Source organism: Alkaliphilus transvaalensis ATCC 700919 (assembly GCF_000621485.1).
In the GTDB taxonomy this organism is placed as follows: Bacteria; Bacillota; Clostridia; order Peptostreptococcales; family Natronincolaceae; genus Alkaliphilus; species Alkaliphilus transvaalensis.
Window position 1 is genome coordinate 21,149 of the sequence record NZ_JHYF01000020.1, and the last position, 23,853, is coordinate 45,001.

A 23,853-nucleotide genomic window follows, 5' to 3' on the forward strand; every position below is an offset into this window, starting at 1 on the left:
CCTCCTTCTATTAAATACGGTTTTTATTAGTATTTTTACCTAAATTCTGTGATATTAACAAGATTTATAAATTATTTCTTAGATTGTGCCTATACAATTTATAGCCTCTTTAATATTATTAACTCCTGTAATAGCAATTGTCTTTAAATCTACAAAATTGCTATTATTTTTTTCTGGGACAATACAAGCGGCAAACCCCATTTTTTCAGCTTCCCTCACCATCTTTTCCAGCTGTTGAACAGGCCTTATGTCGGCAGTTAAACTGATTTCTCCTATTACTAATAATTTTCTAGTGGCTACTGTAATTCCTTTAAGACTTGAGTAAATGGCCACGGCAACCCCTAAATCTGCAAAGGTTCCTTCTAATTTTAACCCTCCTACAACATTAATATATACGTCATAATTCATAAGGGGTAACCCTAATCTTTTTTCTAGTACTGCAATAATTAAATTAAGTCGGTTTAAATCGATACCTACTGCAGTTCTTCGAGGAAAACCAGTATTTGATGAAGTTACCAAAGCCTGTATTTCTACTAAAAGTGGTCTTGTTCCTTCTACTGTTGCCACCACTACGGCGCCTTCTGATTCTTCAGTTAAAGATTCTAGAAATAATGCAGAAGGATTTGCGACTTCCACTAGTCCCTCTTGCTTCATCTCATATACCCCGATCTCACTGGTGGTTCCAAAACGATTCTTAAGAGCCCTTAAAATTCTAAATTCTTGGGTTCTTTCTCCTTCAAAATGAAGGACAGTATCTACCATATGCTCTAATACCCTTGGTCCCGCCAATTCACCTTGTTTTGTAACATGGGCTACTATAAACATTGGAATTTGCTTGCTTTTTCCAATACGCATCAAATTATTGACACATTCTTTTACTTGAGATACGCTACCTGGTGCAGAGGTTAATTCTTCTTTGTATAGGGTTTGAACAGAATCTATAATAATAAACACAGGAGAAATTTCTTCTATGTACTTTTCAATCAAATCCACATTAGTCTCTGATACAACATATAAATTCTCTGTTAAGGAATTGAGTCTTTCTGCCCTCATTTTTATTTGCTCTTCCGATTCCTCCCCTGAAACATATAACACCTTACCATACTTTTCGGCAATTTTACTGCCTGCCTGTAGTATTAAGGTAGACTTACCTATTCCTGGCTCCCCAGAAATTAATGTCAAGCTCCCCCTTACCATCCCTCCACCTAATACTCTATTAAGCTCTTGGTTTTGGGTGTCATACCTTTCATGTACGCTAGATTTAATATTTGGAATTGGTTGTGGTTTTGATTTCCCCACAATTGCCGAAGATCGATTCACTTCTTTTTTCTGTACAATTTCTTCTTCTAGGGTACCCCATTGATTACATCCTGGACATCTACCTAGCCATTTTGGGCTTTCATAGCCACATTCTTGACATAAAAATTTCGTTTTTGTTTTCGCCATAGGACCACCCCCTAGTTAATCTTTCCATCCTTTCATTGTAACATATTACATTTAGTTTTTAAAACAACCTTTCCTCCTATTTTTTTCAATAAAATAGAGACATTTACGTCTCTGTTTTAGTTAATATTTTTTATGTTCATTGACCCATTCACTAATTTATCATTAATAAGGTCTAGTTTTAATCTGCTTACTACCGCAGTTTCTCCCATAAACCCTACGTACGCCCTGTATGGTAGACATCTTTACTGATCTGTCTACTATATAGACCCATATCAACGGGTATATATTTTTAGATACTTATCTTTCAATAATGATAGTGTACCAAGACCTCTACTAATCCTATTTGACCCCACAGGCACTACCCAAAATTTTAGAGACGGTATCATAATATTGCATAGATTTGAATCTAAAAAAGATAACACGACTTAGAATATACAAAAGATATTATGGATGACTTATATAGGTTTGTGAAATTTTACCATAATAATTAATAAATTTAACCACTGTTACAGTAGTGGGAAATTCCTTATTTTCCCCATATTCAGTCGTATATATAATCCTTACTCCCCTACCATAAGCTTTATCTTCTCCAACTTCAATAATTATAGGTACTTGATTGTTTGTTATAAAAAACTCATATCTTTCTTTACCCAAATCAATACTGCCACTAGAAACTATTGTTTCATTATTAGAATAACTATTATTGATAACTGATTCTCTAATTATTTCATCTACTTGGCTTATTTCATCCTGAACTTCTTTAGGAGCATTTTCAAAAGAAATGATTTCATAACTCATTTCCTTATTCTCTTCTCTATTACAACCTACTAAAAATAAATTACTACAAATAATTAGGATAATACTGAAAATGATATAAATCGTTTTTCTCATAATATCCTTCCTTTCTATCATTCTTTTTTAGACAAACTTCGTAACATTAAGAGTCCATTTTTCTTCTAATCTATTTATCGCAATTGCCCTTAGCATCCATGTCTTTTTCTTTTAATAACGTTCTGATTATATTTTTGTTTACTTATACATTCCTATGATAACACAAAAATAATAGTTTGGCAATTTTTTCTAATTTGAAGAGATAGGCTTTCTATCACCTATACCGTAGCCCTTTGATCTAACCATTTATATAAAAATCTTGTCATTCCATAAGTAGATATAATTTATGCTTATCTACAAACCTTTAAAAATTGCCAACGCAAATAAAGGAAGTCCACTTCCATAGTGACTTCCTTTATTTATTACTATTAATAAGCTTTATTAATCTATTGAAGCTAAGCTAAGCTTAGTTTACTCTACCCTCTTCACAATCAATTCTTCACCAACATAATCCAACTTCACCCTGCTACCCTCTGGAATTGTTCCCTTTAACAATTCCTCCGACAATTTATCTTCAACTAGTTTTTGAATAGCTCGTTTAAGGGGTCTAGCTCCAAACTGAGGATCAAATCCTTTGTCAGCAATGTAAACCTTAGCATCCTCCGATACCTCTAGCTGAATCTTTAATGCCTTAAGTCTACTATTTAAATCCTCCAACATCAGCTCGATAATCTCGCCAATATGATCTCTTTCAAGTCCATGGAAAACAATAATATCATCAATTCTATTAAGGAATTCTGGTCTAAAGGTTCTTCTCAGCTCCTCCATTACGTTTTCCTTCATTTTTTCATGCTCATTTTTAGCATGGTCAGTTGCTGTGGCAATAAACCCTAATGTCTTTTGCTTTTTAATTGTATGGGCCCCTACATTCGAAGTCATTATGACAACGGCATTTTTAAAATCAACAGTTTTTCCTTTAGCATCGGTCAGTCGTCCATCATCTAATATCTGCAACAAAATATTAAAGACGTCAGGATGGGCCTTTTCTATTTCATCAAATAATATGACTGAGTAGGGCTTTCTTCTTACTTTTTCTGTTAATTGCCCTCCTTCGTCGAAACCAACATAACCGGGAGGTGAGCCAATAAGCCTAGATACTGTATGTTTTTCCATATACTCTGACATATCTATTCGAATCATGGCATTTTCATCACCAAACATTGCCTCTGCCAAAGCTCTAGAAAGTTCTGTTTTCCCTACACCTGTTGGTCCTAAAAAGATAAAAGAACCGATTGGCTTTTTGGGGTCCTTTAATCCAACCCTTGCCCTTCTAATTGCCTTTGACACAGATTTTACTGCTTCTTCTTGACCAATTACACGATCATGTAGAATTTCTTCTAACTTCAATAATTTATCTGATTCCTCTTGCTGAAGCTTATTAACAGGAACTCCAGTCCAGTTAGACACAACTGAAGCAATATCTTCTGGCCCAACAATCGAATGATTTGATTGATGTTCATTTTTCCAATTATTTTTTCTAGCTTCTAATTCCTGTTGTATCTCCTTTTCTTGATCTCGAATTTGAGCCGCCCTTTCAAAATCTTGAATACTTATAGCTTCTTCCTTCTCATGGGTTAGTAACTCTAGTTTTTCTTCTAAATCCTTTAAATCTGTAGGAGCAGTAGCTGTCTTTAATCTTATTTTAGATGCTGCTTCATCTATTAAGTCAATGGCTTTATCAGGTAAAAATCTATCGGTTATATATCGATGGGAAAGTTCCGCCGCCGCCTTAAGGGCATCATCGGTAATTTTAACCCTATGATGGGCTTCATATTTATCCCTTAAACCCTCTAGAATTTTTATTGTATCCTCAACAGTTGGTTCGTTTACTGTAATAGGCTGAAAGCGTCTTTCGAGGGCTGCATCCTTTTCAACATGTTTTCGATATTCATCCATTGTGGTAGCTCCAATCACTTGTAGCTCTCCACGGGCTAAAGCTGGTTTCAAAATATTAGAAGCATCGATTGCCCCCTCGGCTCCCCCTGCTCCAATAATCGTATGCATTTCATCAATAAACAGAATTACATTGCCAGCTTGTCGAAGTTCCTCCATCACCTTTTTAAGTCTTTCTTCAAATTCTCCTCGATATTTAGAACCGGCCACCATTGATGCTAAATCTACCGTTACCACTCTTTTGTCCTTTAACAGTTCTGGTACATTCCCTTCAACAATGGCTTGAGCCAACCCTTCTGCTATAGCAGTTTTACCTACACCTGGCTCTCCAACTAAGCAAGGATTATTTTTTGTTCTTCTGCTTAGTACTTGAATCACTCTTTCGATCTCTGTACTTCTACCTATAACAGGATCTAATTTGCCTTCTGAAGCCATTTGATTTAGATCTCTACCATACTGATCTAAGGTGGGGGTATTTACATTACCTTTACTTGATTCTGCTGTTGGGTGCTTAGGAGATTTTCCGGCTCCTCCATTTAATAACTTAATGACTTCCTGCCTTACCTTTTCTAGATCGACACCTTCTTCTAACAAAATTTTAGTACCGATTCCTTCTCCTTCTAATAATAAACCCAATAAAAGATGTTCTGTTCCTACATAATTATGGCCTAAATTCCTTGCTTCAGCATAAGCTAGTTCGAATATTCTCTTAGTTCTGGGGGTAAATCCCAGTAATGTACCCTGTTCTGTTCCATGACCTACCATATGATATATTTTATTTTTTGCTTTTTCCAAATTCATGCCCATGTTTTTTAATGTTATGGCAGCAATTCCTTCCCCTTCTTGAATTAATCCTAATAGCAAGTGTTCTGTACCAACATAATTATGTCTCATCTGTTGGGCAAATTGCTGGGATAAAACAATAACCCTTTGAGCCCTTTCTGTAAATCGGTTGAATATTGACATTTAGACACCTCCTAGTTTTATAACATGTTTCTAATTACTTCTGCTCTTCTAAAGTCCCTCTCAGCTTCTGTCAATTCACTATTATATTTCTTTTGTAAATGACCTATTTGAATAAAAGGGATTAGCTGATTCATTTTCTCTAATGTTACCTCATTTAATAACCCAAGGGTGATTCCTAATTTAACATCGGAAATTAATTTCATCGCTTCGTTAGTAGTCATAATTCGAGCATTTCTTAAAAGCCCGTAGGACCTAAAAATTCGATCTTCTAACTCAATCCGCTTATCCTTAAATAAATTTTCCCTTAATAGTCTTTCCTTTTGAATAATTTGAGTAGCTACATCCTTTAAGTTTTTGATAATCTCTTCCTCTGTTATCCCTAGGGTTACTTGATTTGAAATCTGAAATATGTTTCCTAGAAATTCCGTACCTTCTCCGTAGAGTCCTCTAATGGTGATCCCTATTTGACTGGAAGCCTGAAATATGCCATTAATGTATCCCGTCATATTTAACACCGGCAGATGCATCATAACAGAAGCTCTAATCCCTGTACCTAAATTTGTAGGACAAGAAGTTAAGTAACCTAATTCTTCATCAAAAGCATAGCTTAACTTTTCTTCAATTAAGTCATCTATTTTATCTGCTATCCCATAGGTTTCATCTAATTGTAAACCTGGCAGAAGACACTGTATCCGAAGATGATCCTCCTCATTAACCAGAAGACTAATGGTCTCTTCTTGATTAATTAACATACTTCCCTTTGTTGTATTCTTTGCTAAGTCTGGACTAATTAAATGATTTTCTATATAGTTTAACCTTTCTATTTTATCCAGTTTTTTCATTAATAATAACTGAAATTCATTTTTTAGACCTTCATTCCCTTCAATAATTGCCTGATAAACTCTATTAGTAATCTCTTCCCCCTGTTGCTCATCTAGAAGATAAGGAAAAGGAGTCTCTGCTAGATTTCTAGCAATTCTAATACGACTACTAATAACAATATCCGATTCCGGTCCAGTTTCCCGCAACCATTTAGCCATAAAATCCCCTCCTAAACCTCATTAATTTCTTTCTCTATTCCTTTAATTTCATCTCGAATTTTAGCAGCTTCTTCAAAGGCTTCCCTTTCAATTGCTTCCTTAAGCTTTACTTTTAACTGTTTAACTTGTCTTTTTAACTTTATTGTACCACCAGTCCTTTGAGGCACCTTTCCAATATGACCAGTACTGCCATGTACCCTTCTAATTAAAGGGGTTATTTTTTCTCGAAAGACCTCATAACATTCATCACACCCTAATCGGCCCCTTTGCTTAAACTGATTAAAGCTAGTTCCGCAACGTTGACAACTGCCTCCACTTTGGTAATTGATGTTTATTTGAGGATGTATATTACTCTCCAACAAACCTGCTAGAAAGTTGGGGATAGAAAAGTGATGTTCTATACCGCCTCCTTCTCTTCCCTTTGCACATACTTCACATAAATTAATTTCTTCCTTAACACCATTAATACTCTTTGTCATATGGACAACTGCATTTCTTTTTTTACATTCATCACAAAGCATAATCAACCCTCCCCTAGTACAATACTTAACATATTTTTAAGTATTTTTGCTCTTAATTGATTTCTATACTCAGCAGAAGCATTTATTGCTGAAGCATCTATCGCTACCTTTATTATTTTAGCTTCCCTTTCAGTTATTTTATTGCCATCAACAAGATAGGTTATTATTCTTTGTCCTTGTTGGGCAGTAATGCTATTACCAATTTCATCAAAAATCATATGGTATAGGGCACGGTTACGATTCATTATCATTTGCTTTATTTTAATATAGCCTCCCCCACCTCTTTGACTTTCAATAATATAGCCTTGACTTAAGGAAAACCTAGTCATTAGTACATAATTAATTTGTGAAGGCGCACAATTAAAGTGCTTTGCCAACTCATTTCTTTGAATTTCGATTAAATTATCATCGCTTTTTTTGATTAGGTCCTTAATAAAGGCTTCTATGATGCTACTCATTGTCGTCATCCAACCACCTCTACTTTGACTTTCTTTGACCTTCTATAAATATATTATAATTAAAGACTAACTCATCATCAAACCCCGTATATTATAATAATTTCACCAAAATAAGAAAAATAAACTATTAATCAAAAAAATATTTTATTTTCTAATGATTACGCATTTTTTCTTGAGTTTTTTTTAAGTTTCTCCTATAAAATTATGATATGTTATTCGCCTAACATATATAATAAGACTACTTACTAGAAATAGATCCAGTAGGTAGTCTTTTCATAAATTAATTTAATCTTTTTATTTATTCTTTTTATTTATTCTTTTTATTTATTCTTTTTATTTATTTTTTTCTTGCATATATCTGATATTTCTCTCCACCCTCAGTTCCCTTGGGTAATACTTGATAATCATTCTTTTCTAAAATGCTAAAAATTTGATCTGCTTGATGGGCATCGTTACTATCCATTACAATAACAATTTCATCATCTAGCTCTACATGTTTAATTGTTTGAATTAGTTTTTGCTGGTCACTTAAACTAATTTCTCCAGAAAAATTTACAAAATGTTGAGCCATTATATCACTTCCTTTCTTTATTAGTTTTAATTAAAAAACGAAATTATCTCAATGTATATTTTGCCACTTAACCTTAAATTTTCTACAAAAACCCTTTGTAAAATTACATAACTTTTCTTAGCTATAGCCTCACCTTTGGTTCTCAAATATGAAAGACCTTATATATTTAGAAATATGATAAAAATTATTGTGATAAAAAAAGCTAGAAGCCAAATAAATCTCGACTTCTAACTTTTTCTTTTTTTATTTCATATCTTTTTAGGTAGATTGGTATATAAATCTGTATATTACTCTCTTGCTGCTCTAGCAGCTTCAACAACCTTCTCACTAATCATTTGAGGTACTTCTTCGTATCTAACAAAGGACATTGTAAAACTTCCTCTTGCTTGGGTCATAGATCTAAGATCATTTGCGTACTTAAACATTTCCGACTGAGGCACTTCTGCAATGATCAACTGGCTTCCATCACTTTGAGGTTCCATTCCAATAATTCTACCTCTGCGTTTATTAAGGTCTCCCATTACATCTCCCATGTAATCTTCTGGTATATTAACCTTTACTTCTACAATAGGTTCTAATAGAACTGGTTTTGCTTGTTCTATTCCTTTTTTAAAGGCTAAGGACGCTGCAATCTTAAAGGCCATCTCCGATGAGTCTACATCGTGATAAGATCCATCATATAGAACTGCCTTTACGTTTACAACTGGGAAGCCTGCTAAAACACCAGTCTCCAAACATTCTCTTATTCCCTTCTCTACAGCAGGAATATAGGCTTTAGGAACTGAACCTCCAAATATTTCTTCTGCAAATTCAAAGGGAGCTGATGCTGGTTCGAATCTCATTTTCACATCACCGTACTGACCATGACCACCCGATTGCTTTTTATGTTTACCTTGTACATCTGCTTTACCTTTAATCGTCTCTCGGTAGGGTACTCTTACATCACTTAATTCTACCTCTGTACCAAATTTATTTTTAAGTTTACTTACAATTACTTTTATATGAAGTTCTCCTTGGCCTTTAATAATTGTTTGTTTCGTCTCTTTATTTCTCTCAAAGGCAAAAGAAGGATCTTCATCAACTAATCGATTTAAGCCAGCTGTTATTTTTTCTTCATCACCCTTTGCTTTAGGCTCAATTGCAAGATATAGTTGGGGTTCAACAAAATCGATTCCACTATAGATTACCGGATCATTAACACTGCATAGGGTGTCTCCTGTAGCGGTAAATTGTAGTTTAGCAATAGCTGCAATATCTCCAGCAGCCACTTCTTTAACTTCGATTTGATTTTTACCTCGTAACAAGAAAACATTACCTACTTTTTCTTTTTCATCTTTATTTGCATTTAAGACCTCCATATCTCCCGTTAAGGTTCCTGAAATCACCTTAAGTAATGAGATCTTTCCTACATAAGGGTCAACAATTGTTTTAAAGACTTGAGCTGAAAATGGCTCATTCTTCCCTAATGATCTTTCTACAACATTGTCATTGTAAGGGTTTTTTCCTTGTTTAGGCGGCATATCTTTAGGAGATGGTGAAAAATCGTTAATCATATCTAACAAGGTGTGGATTCCAATATTTTTCGCTGCAGATCCACAAATTACAGGAACAATGTCTCCGCTAATAATTCCCCGTCTTAAACCTACTTGAATCTCTTTTTCTGTAAAGGGTTCACCTGAGAAATATTTCTCCATCAAAACTTCATCACTCTCTGCCACCGACTCTAATAACATTTCCCTTATTTCATTGGCTTGGTCCATTAATTGGGTGGGAATAGGTTTATCTACACAATCCTTACCGTTGTACTCTCTTGCTACCATCTTAGCAATATTAACATTACCAACGAAATTTTCTTTGTCTCCTAAAGGAATTTGGAAAGGAGCGATCTTCTTACCAAACTTTTCCCTTAAATCATTAAGTACCTTTTCAAAATTTGCATTTTCTCGATCCATCTTATTAACAAAAATAAAGGTAGGGGCTTTCTTTTCTGTAGCATAATTCCAGACCTTTTCTGTTCCAACTTCTATACCACTGGTTGCATCAACAAAAATAATCATTCCACCTGCTACTTTTATTGCACTTTGAACTTCTCCAATAAAATCAAAGTATCCTGGGGTATCAATTAGGTTAATTTTATGTTCCTTCCATTCTATTGGAATTACTGAGGTACACACTGAAATATTTCTTGCAACTTCTTCCTTATCAAAATCTGAAACAGTATTTCCATCCTCCACTCTACCCATTCTATTAATTAGTTTTGCTGTGTAAAGGGCAGCTTCTGTAGCTGTAGTTTTTCCACAACCACCATGTCCTAGTAGCGCAATGTTTCTTATCCGGTCAGCTTCGTATCTTTTCATTATATTACCCCCTCATAATGTAAGATTTAGAACATTAAATTGAATTTAATTTTAATATTCTATATTTTCTGTAATTATCCTTCTTTTTGGTAAATATTTTCAAACTACCTAATGAAATTTATATGTAATTTGTCCAACTTTAATTACTATATTTTATATAGTAAAATTTAACTCTAGTTTCCCAATTCTTATGCATAATTATACCAATTTTTTTATCATACATAGAAAATAATGGTCTTATATAGCTTACAATTTTCATAATTACCGTAATGTATTTCAGCACAAGCCTAGCACTCCATCTTTCGTAAGAAAGCTTTGTTCATTTTTTTATATTATTCTTTATAGAGACATGTTTGGTAACCCTTTAAGAAATAGTATCCGAGTAGAATTTTTTGTTGGTTAAAAAAAACAATTAATTTTTATAAAAATGTCTCTAATACTTCTTGTACTCGAAATAAATATGTTATAATATAATTGTAAATATTAAAATTTTTTCGCAACCAAAGGAGGTTCATTTTAATGAACATTAAATTTCGTCCAGAAATTAAAGATTTAGTACCTTACAAACCTGGTAAACCAATTGAAGATGTAAAAAGAGAATATGGTTTAACAGAAGTAACAAAACTTGCATCTAACGAGAATCCTTTAGGTTATTCTCCTAAGGCTAAAGAAGCAATTGAAAGATGCTTAGAAGAATTACACTTATATCCAGATGGTAACATTACTGACTTAAAAGATGCTATTGCTAAAAGATTTGGTGTAAAGGCATCTCAAGTTCTTCCAAGTAGTGGATCTGACGAAATGGTAGATATTATTTCTAAAACTTTTATTAATCCTGGTGATGAGGTAATTCTTGCAGATGTTACTTTCCCAAGATATATACAAACATGTACAATGATGGGTGGAACTCCTGTTGTTGTGCCTCTTAAAGATTTTGCCCATGACTTAGATGGCATGAAGGCTAAAATTTCAGAGAAAACTAAGTTAATTTGGTTATGTAACCCCAATAACCCAACTGGAACAATGTTCTCTGAAGACGCATTAAATAGTTTCTTAGATTCTGTACCTAGTCATGTTGTGGTCATTTATGATGAAGCCTACAGAGAGTATGTAACTAGAGATGATTACCCTAAAGATAGTACTTATCTATTAGACAAATATTCTAATGTGATCATTATGAGAACCTTTTCAAAGGCCTATGGTTTAGCTGCCCTAAGAGTTGGTTATACAATGGCTTCTGATGAAATAATTAATAACTTAAACAAAGTTAGAGGACCTTTCAATGTTAACACAATAGCTCAATCTGCTGCTATAGCTGCATTAGCAGATGATGAATTTATTAAAGAAAGCTATAGAGTAAATGCTGAAGGTAAAGAATATCTTTACAAGTCCTTTGAAGAGATGGGATTATGGTACGCTCCATCTGAAACTAATCATATCTTCTTTGATGCTAAAAAAGACTGCCAAGAGTTATTTACTGAGTTACAAAAAAGAGGTATGATTATTAGACCTATGTATGGAACTTATTCTCGTGTATCAATTGGAACAATGGAGCAAAATGAACTTTTCATTAAGCTTTTAAAAGAAGTACTACAATAATTTTTAATTAATATGATTTAAAGGTTGCTAAGTAAATTTTAGCAACCTTTTTTTGTATATTCATTACACATATTGGAAGTATAGTAACAATTGGATTTGGGCATATAAATTAACAAATTATTTTTTTCTTAAATTCATTTACCTTTTCTACTTATTTGATATAATACACAAGTATAGGGTATCTAAGTTCTAGATATTCTACAAATTTTATAGATAAGGAGGTCTATATGGGAATATTTATTTTTGGACATAAAAACCCTGATACAGACTCGGTAGCATCAGCAATAGCTCTATCCCACTTAAAACAGCAACTTAACCATGATACTACTGCCTGCGTTTTAGGGAACCTCAACAAAGAAACTAGTTTCATATTAGACTTTTTTCAAGTGGAACCTCCTAAGTTACTTATGGATGTTAAAACTCAAGTAATGGATTTGCACCACGATACAGTATTAGGGATCCCCCCAACTACCTCTATTCTCCATGCATATAAACTAATGGAAGCCCAACGTCTTGAAACATTAGCTATAGTTGATGATGAAAACAAGTTTTTGGGCATTGTAAGTATGAAGGATATTGCTATGGGGTTAATTAAAGGCAATTTCGAAGAACTTAAAACTTCCTTTGAAAATATCGTCAGCGACTTAAAGGGGATAATCTTAACAGGTGGTGGTAGTGAGGTCGAGGGGAAGCTCTCAGTAATAGCCTACTACTACAAATCTGTAGAAGGGGCCTTAAGTGAAAATGATATTATTATCGTAGGCGATCGTTATGATATTATTGAATGTGCAGTGGATTCTAAAGTGAAGCTCATTATCCTTACTGGTGGCATGAAGATTCCTAAAAAATATATTCAAATGGCTACTGATAATAATGTAACCATTCTATCGACTCCTTTTGACACCTACTATACCTCTAAGATCATTAACCAATGTAATTACATCTCAACGATTATGAGAACAAAAAATATTATTAAATTTAACCATCATGACTATCTTGATGACGTGAAAGAGGCTATGGGTAATACCCATTTTAGAAACTATCCTGTCGTTGATGATTACAATACTTTTATAGGTTTCATTAATCGAAAGCATATCATGAACCCTGGGAAGAAAAAAGTCATTTTAGTTGACCATAATGAGTATGCCCAAAGTGTTGAAGGGCTTAAGGAAGCAGAAATTATGGAGATAATAGACCACCATAAATTAGGAGACATTGCTACATCAATTCCAATCTCTTTTAGAAATAGCCCTGTAGGCAGTACCTGCACAATCATTTACCAAATGTATAGAGAAAATGCCTTGCAAATCCCCTATTCTATAGCTGGCTTATTATTATCTGGTATCATTTCCGATACCCTTTACTTTAAATCTCCTACCACTACAAAGGTAGACCAAGATGCTGTTGCTGATCTTAATAAAATTGTTAAGTTAAACTTAGACACCTACGCTATGGATGTCTTTAAAGCTGGTACTTCATTAGAGGGACAAAGTATAGAAGAGATTTTCTATAAAGACTTTAAAGAATTTAGCCTTGAGGGTAATCGAGTTGGTCTTAGCCAAGTATTTACGTTAGATATTGAGGATGTTTTTAATCGTAAAGATGAATTTATTCTATTTATAGATAAAGTCTCTAACAATTCTAACCATGATTTAACCTTACTTATTATTACTGATATTTTAAAAGAAGGTTCTTATCTATTGTTTAGATGTAGAAATCAACATATAATATCAGCTGCCTTCCACATAGAGCCCTATCAGGGGGTATTTGTACAGGGCATTGTTTCAAGAAAGAAACAGGTGGTCCCTCAATTGTTAGAAGGGATTAACTCTCTAAAGTAGCGTCTTTTCATCTAAATGCATTCATTTTAGACTTTAATAGTAAAACTAAGGGACTAACACAACTAAGAAATTAAATTGTGTTGGTCCCTTATATTATATACATAAGTAATTTTTCCCTAATAACAAGTGATTAAATAACCAAACTCCTTATTCAATATTCTTGATATAATAAATGGCTAACTGGGTACGATCTCTTAAATTCAACTTCTCTAACAAACCTGTCACGTAATTTCTGACTGTTCCTTGACTTAAATAAAGGCATTCTGATATTTCCTTATTAGACAAGCCTTCTCCTACAAGTCTTATAACCTCCTTTTCTCTCTCGGTTAAGTCAAAGGAGATTGCTTCTTTAGGCTTTTTTTCATTAATCATACTTTTTAAAGCCAATGCAACATCCTTTTCAAAAACCGAATTTCCCCTATACACCATTCTGACACTTTCTATAATATCTTCAGCTGGCTGACTCTTCAAAATATATCCCTCTGCACCATATTTAAGGGCCTCTTTTATATATTCATCATCTTTAAAGGTAGTCAATATCATAATTTTAATATGACGAAATTGTTCCTTAATTAATTTTGTAGCCAAAACACCATCCATAATAGGCATTCGTATATCCATTAAAACTAGGTCCACCCTTTTATCTTTACAATGTTTAAGAGCTTCTTGGCCGTTTGAGGCTGTGGCAACAACCTCTAAGTCTCCTTCCAAATCAATTAAAATTTTTAAACTATCTCTAATTAATGCATCATCATCAGCTATTAATATTCGCAAATATCTCACCTACGCCTTCTGATTCTTTTGGTATAATACACACAATCATAAATCCACCATTTCCATTGATTGATATGCTACCCCCTATATTTTTTATGCGATCCTTCATGCTATTTAAACCTAAACTATAATTTATCACTTCACAACCTTTACCGTTATCCTTTATCAATAAACGTGTAAACTTACTATTTGTCTCTATTTTAATGTCTACTTCTGTTGCTTCTGAATGCTTTGCGACATTGGTTAGGGCTTCTTTAATGTTAGAAGTTAGAATAACTAAATGTTGAGATGAAATACTATTCAAATCACCCATCGTTTGTAGCTTAACAGGAGGAAAAGTATATTCCTTCAATATCCTATGAATATAATCTATCCCTAGATTTTCCTTTGGTTTTATATTATGAACAGTTTCCCTTAACATCACTAAAGTATTTGATAACCCTTCGATAGATTTTTTTAATAATTCCTTTGATTTCTGGGGTTCCTTTTGTTGGAGCTTTTCAACAGCTTGAAGTTGCATTAATAAACCTGCAATGTTATGACCAATGTTATCATGTATATCCCGAGCAATCCTATTTCTCTCTTTAATTTCTGCAACATACTCTACTTCATTATAAGATTCCATTAATTTCCCCTTAATTTCTTCCAGTTGGTAACGGATTCTTCGCTCTTGATCAAAGGCTACTTGCAATTCCTTTTCTTTATTCTCTAGCCCCTGACTAATATAAGCAAATAAACTACACAAAAATAGAAGTAAAAAGAAGTTAATGTATTGATGGGGGTCTACTCTCCAACCAACGACAATTAAAATAGGAACGATACCAAGATAAAGTCTTTTATATACTAAATCGTAGGCCAACATGACTAATAACATAATAAATTGTGGGGTTATCATCCCTGCCAGCAGTACTATTAAAAATTCTAATATCATGAGGGGGAGGGTGTTGAGGTACTTTTCCCTAATGATATAGGATACCGTAATTAATAGAATAAATATCACATCTCTACTGCTTATAACTACATTAACTAGCATAAGTTCTGCTATAAGATAAATAATAAAACTTAACTTAATGAGGGCTCTCATAAATTACCTCCAAAAAAACTAATGTATAAACTATATTTAAATAGATTACACATTAGTTTCTGTATTCCTTCTTATAAATGCTAATGGGATATATCAGTTTTTTTCCAAGTCCCCAAAAGAAAGAAGGTCATTGCAAATAAGAATAATATAAACAGTTCTCGACCAACGGCTAACAACTGATCCCCATATAAAACTTTTTCTGCTGCCTTTAACACCCATGTGATAGGTACAAAGTTACCTATGTTTTGAAGACTTTGAGGCATTATTTCTCTAGACCAAAACCCACCACCTAACATTACCATAGGGGTAACTAAAAAAGAGGCTATACTGGAGGCTTGGCGTGAATCTTTTGCAAGGGCAGTTAAAGCAATACCAAAAGCCACACAGACTAAAGAATAACTTAATAGAACAATATACAAATTAAAAATTGATGGCCCTAAGTTCATTTTAAAGATAAAGTGCATAATAGAGAACAATAGAAGAATCTGTACTTGTGAAAGAAAAAGAAAGCTTAATAGGTTTTCAGCCATATATCTTTTTATCTTGACTGGCGAGGAGAGAATTCGATAAAAAGTTTTATTTTCTCGATCTAATAGGATCATATTCGCCGAGAAGGTGGAAAAATACATCATACCCATTACGATAAACCCAAGGCCGGCAACGGTAATCCCTTCTGACTTGGCATTTTCACTATATATTGTTGTATTCTCAACACTTAGTAAACCCCTTTGATAAACTTCTAATCCTTCATAAAATAATCCTTCATTTCCCTGGGCTGCTAATGCAATATTGTTAACACTATTCATAAAGTTTTCAATGTAATAAATGGTTGGTAGGGTAATATTGCTCTCTGTTATTCTATATCCTTCTAATTGTGGGCTGTTCATTCTAATTAAATCTTGGGTAAATCCTTCTGGTATAACTACTCCATAATCTATCTTCCGATCGATCATGTCTTGATATAAATTCTCTTCTGTCAGTAGAATTAAATTACTTTTCTCTGATAAATTATATTGCAGCATTCTTGTAAGTTCTGTTTGATCATAATCTACAATTCCTACCTTTAAAACATATCCATTACCACCAGAATATTGTAACAATATTAAAATCATAAAAACTACAGGAACCACGATCATGGAAATGTAATTACTTTTTTCCTTCATTATCCTTTTTATATTATGAGAAAACAATATCAAGCTGTTTCCCTCCTTCCTAACATGATGGCAAGGCCCATAGTAAGGAATGCAAGCCCCCATATCAATATCACTAATAACTGTGTCTCTACTATCCTACCTCCATAAATGTATGAGAAAAAGGCCCGGTGTCCAATATAATTTGGTGATAGGTATTTAAACTTGTTGAATAATTCTCCCATATACTCTATCGGTGCATATCCTCCTGCTAAAAAGGTGAAAACAGGAACTAAAATTGTCATAATGCTATTTGCAACCTTTCTATTAGGAGCCAACATACAAACCATAATACCTATCCCTACAGAAAAAACAGCCAGTGATAAACAAATCATCATAATAACTAACAAATTGTCTCCCCAATTAACTCCATAAACATGCTTTGTAAAGAAAACTAGTATCATTGCTTGAAGAAACAAAGTAAACACAGCTCCTAAGGTCCTCCCTAAATAGATTTGATAGTTTTTAATTGGTGAAGCTTTAATTCGATCCCCAATTCCTACAAAATACTCTTTTGCTATACCATGTAAACCATAATTAGCCCCATACATCAAGATCATCACCAGCATTGTTACACCATAGTAATCCATTGAACCAGGAATTTTATCAGCTAAATCAATTGTGTTATCTTTTATGGCACTAGTTCTCCTATACTCACCACCGTTGCCACCGATCATAGTCATTGCCATTATGGCATTATTGGACTCCACAAAACTATCTACTACATTTTTTACGATCATCCTATAGAAGCCTCCACCCGAATGAAGGTCGGTAATCATTTCAATATTTGCCCCTGCATTACTTTGAATCCCCTGAGTATATTCAGCATTAATATAAATTAATGCCACTACCTCTCTATTTTGTACTAAACTAACCCCTTCTTCATAAGAATCTACTTTAATGACTTCTAGTATTTCTTCTACCTCATTAGAAGATAAAAAATCTTCGAACCTTGCAGAAGCACCTCCTATATCTTCATTTAAAAAACCAACGGGACTTCTCTTAATTTCTGCAAAAACAAATTGTGAGCTTAATGCATTGCCTAAAATATAAATCACCACAATAGGCATTACTAACATCAAAAGAAGATCCTTTTTGTCCCTTAAATTTCTTAAAATTGTAAAATAGATAATATTTAATATCGCCATATTCCCACCGCCTAATCTCTTAATGTTCTTCCTGTTAGAGTAAGAAACACACCTTCTAAGGTAGGCTTTTCTAAGTTAATTTCTTGTATAAGTGAATTTTGCTGAGTAATTACATCGATTATCCTACCTAGGTTCTTTGAGTTTTTGCTAGAGACAATCGTTAAACGATTATCTTCAACGATACACTCTTTTACTTGATCGATAGATTTAATTTCATTGCATAGGTTGTTATTGGCCTTCGCTAACCTAATGGTGATTCTATCTTCAAAGGAGATCAAATTCTTCAACTCTTCTTTTGTACCACTGGCAATTACCCTGCCGTGATCTATTATGGTGATTGTTTTACAAATTTCCTCTATTTCCTCCATGTAATGGGAGGTATATATAATTGTAGAGCCTTTTTCATTTAATATCTTAACAGATTCTAATATCTGGTTTCTAGATTGAGGATCAATCCCTACTGTTGGTTCATCCATTATAATCAACTTAGGCTGGTGCAAAATAGCACAGCCAATATTTAGCCGCCTCTTCATCCCACCTGAAAATTTTTTAGGATAGGCTTTCTTTTTGTCTTGTAACCCAATAAATTCTAACGTTTCGTCAATTCTATTTTTCAATAAATTACCTTTTAATCCATATAACTTTCCAAAAAACACAAGATTTTCATAGGTGGTCAAATCATCATAAATTGCCACATCCTGCGGTACAATGCCAATTTCCTTTTTAATCTCTTCTTCTTGGCTATACAAGTCTTTACCGAATATTTTGATCTGACCTTCATTTATTCGGCTTAGGCAGAGCATTGTATTAATTAAAGTAGTTTTCCCTGCCCCATTTGGTCCTAAAAGTCCATAGATATCTCCTTCTTTAATCGAAAGATTAATATGATCTACAGCGATATTATTTTCATAACGTTTAACTAAATTATTGATCTCAACAATCATTTTCGGCCGCCTCCTATCCCTATAACACCTTTTTTTATTTCTCTTTTATTTGTCTTTTATTTCTTTTTTTCTTCATTTTTATTTTACATTAATCTATTAGGCTTCAATAGTGCTTACAGGAATATTAACACATGACATCTGTCATATTTTTGGGGCAAAATTTTGCCTAATGTATTTCAACATAAGCCTACCACTAAATCACTCGTAGGAAGACTTTGTTCTTAAAACCCATTAGCTTAGATGTGCTTTAATTTACTAATGTCGAACCTTTTAAAGATCACCCTCATACTATATAATGAATCTCTTCGCCTCGATAAACAGCTGATGGAAGAATGGAAAAATAAAATCAAATAAGGAGGGTGTTTATTTATATGTATAATCCTAACTTAATTACTTACGCTAACTCAATGCACGGCTATCATAACTCAACAGTAGAAAGACAAACGGCTGTTGCTAGAATTAAAGGAGGTCCTTTGAGGCCTGAAATATCAGGGGTTGTCTATTTTATTAATGTGGCAGGTGGAACTGAGGTTTATGCTTATATTCAAGGTCTTCCCCCCTATCAACCTGCTACAAACGATCAAGACCCAATTGGCCCCCATGGCTTCCATATACATGAATTTGGTACTTGTGAAATTGGTGATCCACAAGATCCCTTCCAAGCTGCCGGTGGTCATTGGAATCCCCGTAATCAACCCCACGGTAACCACGCTGGAGATTTCCCTGTCCTCTTTTCCAATGATGGAATGGCTAGAATGAGCTTCTTTACCGATCGTTTTAGAGTTTGGGAGGCAGTTGGAAAGGCAGTTATTATTCACCGAAATCCTGATGATTACCGTAGTCAACCTGCTGGAGATGCAGGAAAAAGGTTAGCCTGTGGTCTTATTGTTTAGAGCTTGATTCTGCTTTCTAAATATTTCTAACTAGTCTAGTAAAATTAGCTTAATAAATTTCCACCATAATTTATGTCAGTTTTTTAATTTATTTTTAATTAAAAGAGGCTTCAAAATATCTCCTTACGAAACTTAACTGTTTCGTAAGGAGATATTGAAGCCTCATGTAGTTCATTGTATCTATATAGGAATCTCTGGCTATCTAATAGGACATACTCCTGTCTCACAACCATCATTATCTAATATTACTTCTACTTCCTGCTTTTCATACTTTGTAATTAAGGAAGGTATAAAAGGTTTCATTTCTTTAACTCTTCTATTGTATTCAATCTCATCTATAGATTCATATGGTAATAGATCATAAAAACTTTCATCTAGAGATAAAAATGAAATGGCTACAACATCATCCCAGTTGTTCCAAACCCATTCTTCAACTTCTTCCCACTCGTGATTTCTAACATGAACTGTGATGGAGCAATTATGGTCTACATAGTTTTCCATAAACAGCTTATAGTTTTCTAATTGTTCTATAGCAGAAACATCATACTTTGTTCTACCCTTAGGAGCTTTTACAGGAAACTCTACAACTTTGGTTGAACAATTGTCCCAATCTTGCCCCACTTCTGGATGAACAGGATAATTCAACTCTTCACAAACCTTAAGAAGGGGATCATTTGCACTGATACGTATCCTTCTAATATAGTAGGGGGCATGGGAATAGTGAACACCACTTGAAACAGTCGGCAGCTGAGAAAGGGTTCCTTCTGGCTTTACCGTTGTTACTAATAAAGGTTTGTTTTCACCGATTTCTTTAGCATAGGCTTCTACTTCTTCATGGGCAGCAGACCTTAGTTTCCTTAGTAATTCCGCCTCTTCTTCTGTTGATAATTCAATTGCGTTTACCATATCTTGCCACCCTGTTAAAGAACAACCCACTAACTTATCTCTTTCCTGAACTGCATTCCATAGAGGTAGTTCTAACTCAACGCAGGTCATTCGATATCCTGCCCTTACTGATAACTTTTGAGCTTCTAATAAACCTTCTAAATCTATTTTCCCTTGAGATGTAACAAAGGAATATACATTTATAGTGGTTAGATTACATAACCCTCTTGAATCTAATAATATTTCACCACAAGGATTTACCCCATTCATATTTGGTCTACGCTTCATAGCAGCTTCAGCATTGATCCAAGCTGGTTCCCCAGAATATCGCATTTTTTCCATTTGCCAATGAAGAACTTCTCTAGTAGGTTTTTTCTCATAATAAATAGAGTTGTTACTCATTTGTCGGTGGATAATATCTTTGTCTACAATCCATTGGCCATCGATTTGTTTATATAAATTTGTTTTTGCATCGATTGATTCTTGATCCGCTGGGTCTATTAAGATCATCTCTGCAGTTCTTCTTACTCCTCCAACAACAACATTTTCGCCTATTATATTGGCTATATCAAGACAATCTACTGGTCTTAGCTTAAACCGTTTAGTCCCTTCAATGAAACCTCTTTTTTCTATTACTTTATTAATTTTAATAAACATATTCTTTAGACTAGAGTGGCCACTGGCAGTACCACCAAAGGTTTTTAGCTTTTCGCCTTGTGGTCGGACATGATCATAACTTACAATGATTGTTTTTATATTGCGATATTCGTTACTATAGATAATTTTGAACAGAAAATCTAGAGATTGAGTCCACCCTTCTTTACTGTCACCTACTGTTATTTTCACTGTATTATTATGAAGAAATTCTAAACTAGTAGAATCTTCTCGTTCTTCTGGGGCTATTGGAGTATAATCTTTGTGGATTATTTGGTAGTTGCTTCTTACCTTTGGTAATTGTACAACATCTCCCTTTAGAATTCTAGCCCCTACTCCAGAACCAATCATTAGTAAGTAAAATAGGTCTTTAAAGGCATCAAAACTATCGATCACTATAAAGGAGCAATTATAATTAGCCATTGGATAGTTTTTTGCCACAGGTGTGTTACCTACCCAAAAAGTTCTACCTGATAAGAATTGCTTTAAGTTATAAATGTTATCATACAACTTTTCTGCTTCGGCTCTAGTAGTAGTTACAAGACTACAATTATATTCTACTGCTCTTTTTACTGTTTCCCACCAGTACTCCCGTCTGCCTTCTTCTGGCAACCATCTACTGTAGGTTCTATAATAAACAAAATCACCTAATTGTTTCATAGGGGATGGCCTATGCTTATATCTACTGATAAACTCATCAGTTAGTAGTCCTTCTTCTTTTTTGTTCCCTTTATACCTAGATCTTTCCCTCTGACTTCGATAAATTATGTATCTCTTAGCTGCATCTTTACGTTCACTTTCCATAAGTAAATTTTCTACAATATCTTGTATTTCTTCTACATGGATTGGAGATTTATATTGTTCTATTTGTTTTGTAATTTGACTCACAATCTTATGACTTAAAACTGTATCAACCCCTACTTTAGTTTCAGCCATTGCTTTTTCAATCGCATTTATTATTTTTGTTTCATTGTACTCTACATGGTTTCCTTCTCGTTTAATTACCTTGATCATAAGTAACCTCCTTAATGACTAACTTTTTTCAATATATGGTATGTAGTATTTTATAACGTACTATATATTGTATCACTTCTCTTTTTTAAAGTCAAAAGAAAAAGAAAAAAAAGAAAGTAGTCTATACTACTTTCTTAGTATGATATTCGTTATTTCTTTTATGGTATCTTTTATATATTCACCTTTACGATATTTCCTCTTTGCCACTATAATCTCTACTTGATTACCTTTAGCAACAAGATTACGTAACAAGGTTGGTGTTTCTATAAAGGCTCCTAATTCTTCAAAATTTTCATCAAGAACAATAAATGTAGGTATCTTTACTTTTCCTGCTAGTTTATAATTAGAGAGGTGCTCCTCATACCCTTCTCGGGGTAGAATGTATACATTAATTTGGGGATTTATGTCACTGATCTTTTGAACTGCAGGGACATTTATTATGCAATCAGGACACCATATTTCTGCAAAGGCTAATATATGAACAGGTCTATTTATTGATTTAATTTTATTTAATAAGTCTTCGTCAACTTCTATTCCTTTATATATTTCCAGAGTCTTCTCTCGATTTATGTCTTGATCTTGATCAATAAATTCGGCAAAAGTACAACTTAACCCTATTAGCTCACCAAAGTTCATTATTATCCCCCCTATGTTTATTAAAACTATTATATCACTTTTCAAATCATAATTTAAATAGCAATGATAAAATACAATATTTTTCCTTCCTTATATTCTTCCACCTTTTATTATATGTCTACTTTATTTGTTTATTCGATTTAACTATGTTTTTCATCTTCTTATCAGCGGTGCTCATTCCTTTAAATCCATAAAAATGATTATGAAACTGTTTATAACTAATTAATTTTCCATCATTCTATAAACATTTTCAACAACCTTATCCTCATTTTGTTGTAGCCATATACTATTTTTCGCAAAAAAAACTGACTCTCTTTTGAGTCAGTTTTTAAAAAATAAATACCGCGACGTCCTACTCTCCCAGGAGGCTGCCCTCCAAGTACCATCAGCGCTGAAGAGCTTAACTTCTGTGTTCGGGATGGGAACAGGTGTGACCTCTTCGCTATTGTCACGGCATTTTAAGTTGATGACCATAAGTAGACAACAAAAATTTTTAATTCTATGTTGGTCACTTAGTTAGTAGTTTATCTACTAACTTCATTTCTACTTTTGTGTCAGTAACTTAGTTAGAAATTAATTGATTCCTATCCTTTAATATCATCTGATATCATCCAAAGGAATCATGAAATTGTCTAACTTCCATATTCACTTACTGAAGGAATAGTTCCCTCAAAACCACACAATATATTTTAGTATCAGCTGTTTTTTAAATTTGGTCAAGCCCTCGACCTATTAGTATCGGTCAGCTCAGTACATTACTGCACTTACACCTCCGACCTATCAACCAGATGGTCTATCTGGGGTCTTACTCCTTTCGGATGGGAAATCTTATCTTGAGGGGGGCTTCGTGCTTAGATGCCTTCAGCACTTATCCCTTCCATACATAGCTACCCAGCGATGCCCTTGGCAGAACAACTGGTACACCAGAGGTATGTCCATCCCGGTCCTCTCGTACTAAGGACAGCTCCTCTCAAATTTCCTGCGCCCGCGACGGATAGGGACCGAACTGTCTCACGACGTTCTGAACCCAGCTCGCGTACCACTTTAA

General features: G+C 33.9%; 18 protein-coding genes and 2 rRNA genes. 3 read left to right on the forward strand and 17 right to left on the reverse strand.

Annotation, left to right across the window (positions count from 1 at the left end):
* Window positions 1-78 precede the first annotated feature (78 nt).
* The 8 genes from radA to fusA all read right to left on the reverse strand — a co-directional run bounded on the left by radA (window position 79) and on the right by fusA (window position 10,143).
* Window positions 79-1,446, reverse strand: a complete 1,368-nt coding sequence (gene radA, locus T335_RS0114185) for a DNA repair protein RadA (protein ID WP_026478132.1) — start codon at window positions 1,444-1,446, stop codon at window positions 79-81.
* Between the two features lie 444 nt (window positions 1,447-1,890).
* A complete protein-coding gene (locus tag T335_RS0114190) occupies window positions 1,891-2,337 on the reverse strand; it encodes a hypothetical protein (protein ID WP_026478133.1) in 447 nt (148 codons plus the stop codon).
* A 411-nt stretch (window positions 2,338-2,748) separates the two neighbouring features.
* A complete protein-coding gene (locus T335_RS0114195; RefSeq protein ID WP_034328606.1) occupies window positions 2,749-5,196 on the reverse strand; it encodes an ATP-dependent Clp protease ATP-binding subunit in 2,448 nt (815 codons plus the stop codon).
* Between the two features lie 17 nt (window positions 5,197-5,213).
* Window positions 5,214-6,236 (reverse strand): protein arginine kinase, encoded by a 1,023-nt coding sequence (locus T335_RS0114200; protein ID WP_026478135.1) that lies wholly within the window; start codon window positions 6,234-6,236, stop codon window positions 5,214-5,216.
* A gap of 11 nt (window positions 6,237-6,247) precedes the next feature.
* Window positions 6,248-6,757: a UvrB/UvrC motif-containing protein gene (locus T335_RS0114205; RefSeq protein WP_026478136.1), complete on the reverse strand. Its 510-nt coding sequence runs from the start codon at window positions 6,755-6,757 to the stop codon at window positions 6,248-6,250.
* 2 nt (window positions 6,758-6,759) lie between these two features.
* The gene (locus T335_RS0114210) at window positions 6,760-7,224 is read right to left on the reverse strand and encodes a CtsR family transcriptional regulator (RefSeq protein ID WP_026478137.1); all 465 of its coding nucleotides are present in this window, start codon (window positions 7,222-7,224) and stop codon (window positions 6,760-6,762) included.
* A gap of 328 nt (window positions 7,225-7,552) precedes the next feature.
* Window positions 7,553-7,786, reverse strand: a complete 234-nt coding sequence (locus T335_RS0114215) for a hypothetical protein (protein ID WP_026478138.1) — start codon at window positions 7,784-7,786, stop codon at window positions 7,553-7,555.
* Window positions 7,787-8,073: 287 nt separating this feature from the next.
* A complete protein-coding gene (fusA, locus tag T335_RS0114220) occupies window positions 8,074-10,143 on the reverse strand; it encodes an elongation factor G (protein WP_026478139.1) in 2,070 nt (689 codons plus the stop codon).
* Between the two features lie 519 nt (window positions 10,144-10,662).
* Between fusA and hisC the strand changes: the two genes are divergently transcribed.
* Together hisC and T335_RS0114230 are read left to right on the forward strand one after the other, a co-directional pair.
* Complete coding sequence (gene hisC / locus T335_RS0114225; protein WP_026478140.1) at window positions 10,663-11,742, forward strand: histidinol-phosphate transaminase; 1,080 nt, start codon at window positions 10,663-10,665, stop codon at window positions 11,740-11,742.
* A gap of 227 nt (window positions 11,743-11,969) precedes the next feature.
* Entirely contained in the window at window positions 11,970-13,583 is a 1,614-nt protein-coding gene (locus T335_RS0114230; RefSeq protein WP_026478141.1) for a putative manganese-dependent inorganic diphosphatase, read from the forward strand.
* A gap of 147 nt (window positions 13,584-13,730) precedes the next feature.
* Here T335_RS0114230 and T335_RS0114235 read toward each other — a convergent pair whose 3' ends face one another.
* The 5 genes from T335_RS0114235 to T335_RS0114255 all read right to left on the reverse strand — a co-directional run bounded on the left by T335_RS0114235 (window position 13,731) and on the right by T335_RS0114255 (window position 18,723).
* Window positions 13,731-14,366: a response regulator transcription factor gene (locus T335_RS0114235; protein WP_330371243.1), complete on the reverse strand. Its 636-nt coding sequence runs from the start codon at window positions 14,364-14,366 to the stop codon at window positions 13,731-13,733.
* Window positions 14,338-15,441 (reverse strand): sensor histidine kinase, encoded by a 1,104-nt coding sequence (locus T335_RS0114240; protein WP_026478143.1) that lies wholly within the window; start codon window positions 15,439-15,441, stop codon window positions 14,338-14,340. Before T335_RS0114240 ends, T335_RS0114235 begins: the two co-directional genes overlap by 29 nt.
* An 80-nt stretch (window positions 15,442-15,521) precedes the next feature.
* Entirely contained in the window at window positions 15,522-16,637 is a 1,116-nt protein-coding gene (locus tag T335_RS0114245) for an ABC transporter permease (protein ID WP_026478144.1), read from the reverse strand.
* Window positions 16,634-17,779, reverse strand: coding sequence for an ABC transporter permease (locus T335_RS0114250; protein ID WP_026478145.1), 1,146 nt, complete (start codon window positions 17,777-17,779; stop codon window positions 16,634-16,636). The genes T335_RS0114245 and T335_RS0114250 overlap by 4 nt, the downstream gene beginning before the upstream one ends.
* A gap of 11 nt (window positions 17,780-17,790) precedes the next feature.
* The gene (locus tag T335_RS0114255) at window positions 17,791-18,723 is read right to left on the reverse strand and encodes an ABC transporter ATP-binding protein (RefSeq protein ID WP_026478146.1); all 933 of its coding nucleotides are present in this window, start codon (window positions 18,721-18,723) and stop codon (window positions 17,791-17,793) included.
* Window positions 18,724-19,094: 371 nt separating this feature from the next.
* On the opposite strand from T335_RS0114255, the gene T335_RS0114260 reads away from it, so the two are divergent.
* Window positions 19,095-19,616 carry a superoxide dismutase family protein gene (locus T335_RS0114260; protein WP_026478147.1) on the forward strand — a complete coding sequence of 174 codons (522 nt, stop codon included), beginning with the start codon at window positions 19,095-19,097 and terminating at the stop codon, window positions 19,614-19,616.
* 198 nt (window positions 19,617-19,814) lie between these two features.
* On the opposite strand, the gene nrdJ is transcribed toward T335_RS0114260, so the two are convergent.
* The 4 genes from nrdJ to T335_RS0114280 form a co-directional block, all read right to left on the reverse strand.
* Window positions 19,815-22,169, reverse strand: coding sequence for a ribonucleoside-triphosphate reductase, adenosylcobalamin-dependent (nrdJ, locus tag T335_RS0114265; protein ID WP_026478148.1), 2,355 nt, complete (start codon window positions 22,167-22,169; stop codon window positions 19,815-19,817).
* 126 nt (window positions 22,170-22,295) lie between these two features.
* Window positions 22,296-22,805, reverse strand: coding sequence for a thioredoxin family protein (locus tag T335_RS0114270; protein ID WP_026478149.1), 510 nt, complete (start codon window positions 22,803-22,805; stop codon window positions 22,296-22,298).
* Window positions 22,806-23,144: 339 nt separating this feature from the next.
* Window positions 23,145-23,261, reverse strand: a 5S ribosomal RNA gene (gene rrf, locus T335_RS0114275).
* Between the two features lie 256 nt (window positions 23,262-23,517).
* Window positions 23,518-23,853 (reverse strand): 23S ribosomal RNA (locus T335_RS0114280); the annotation flags it as partial.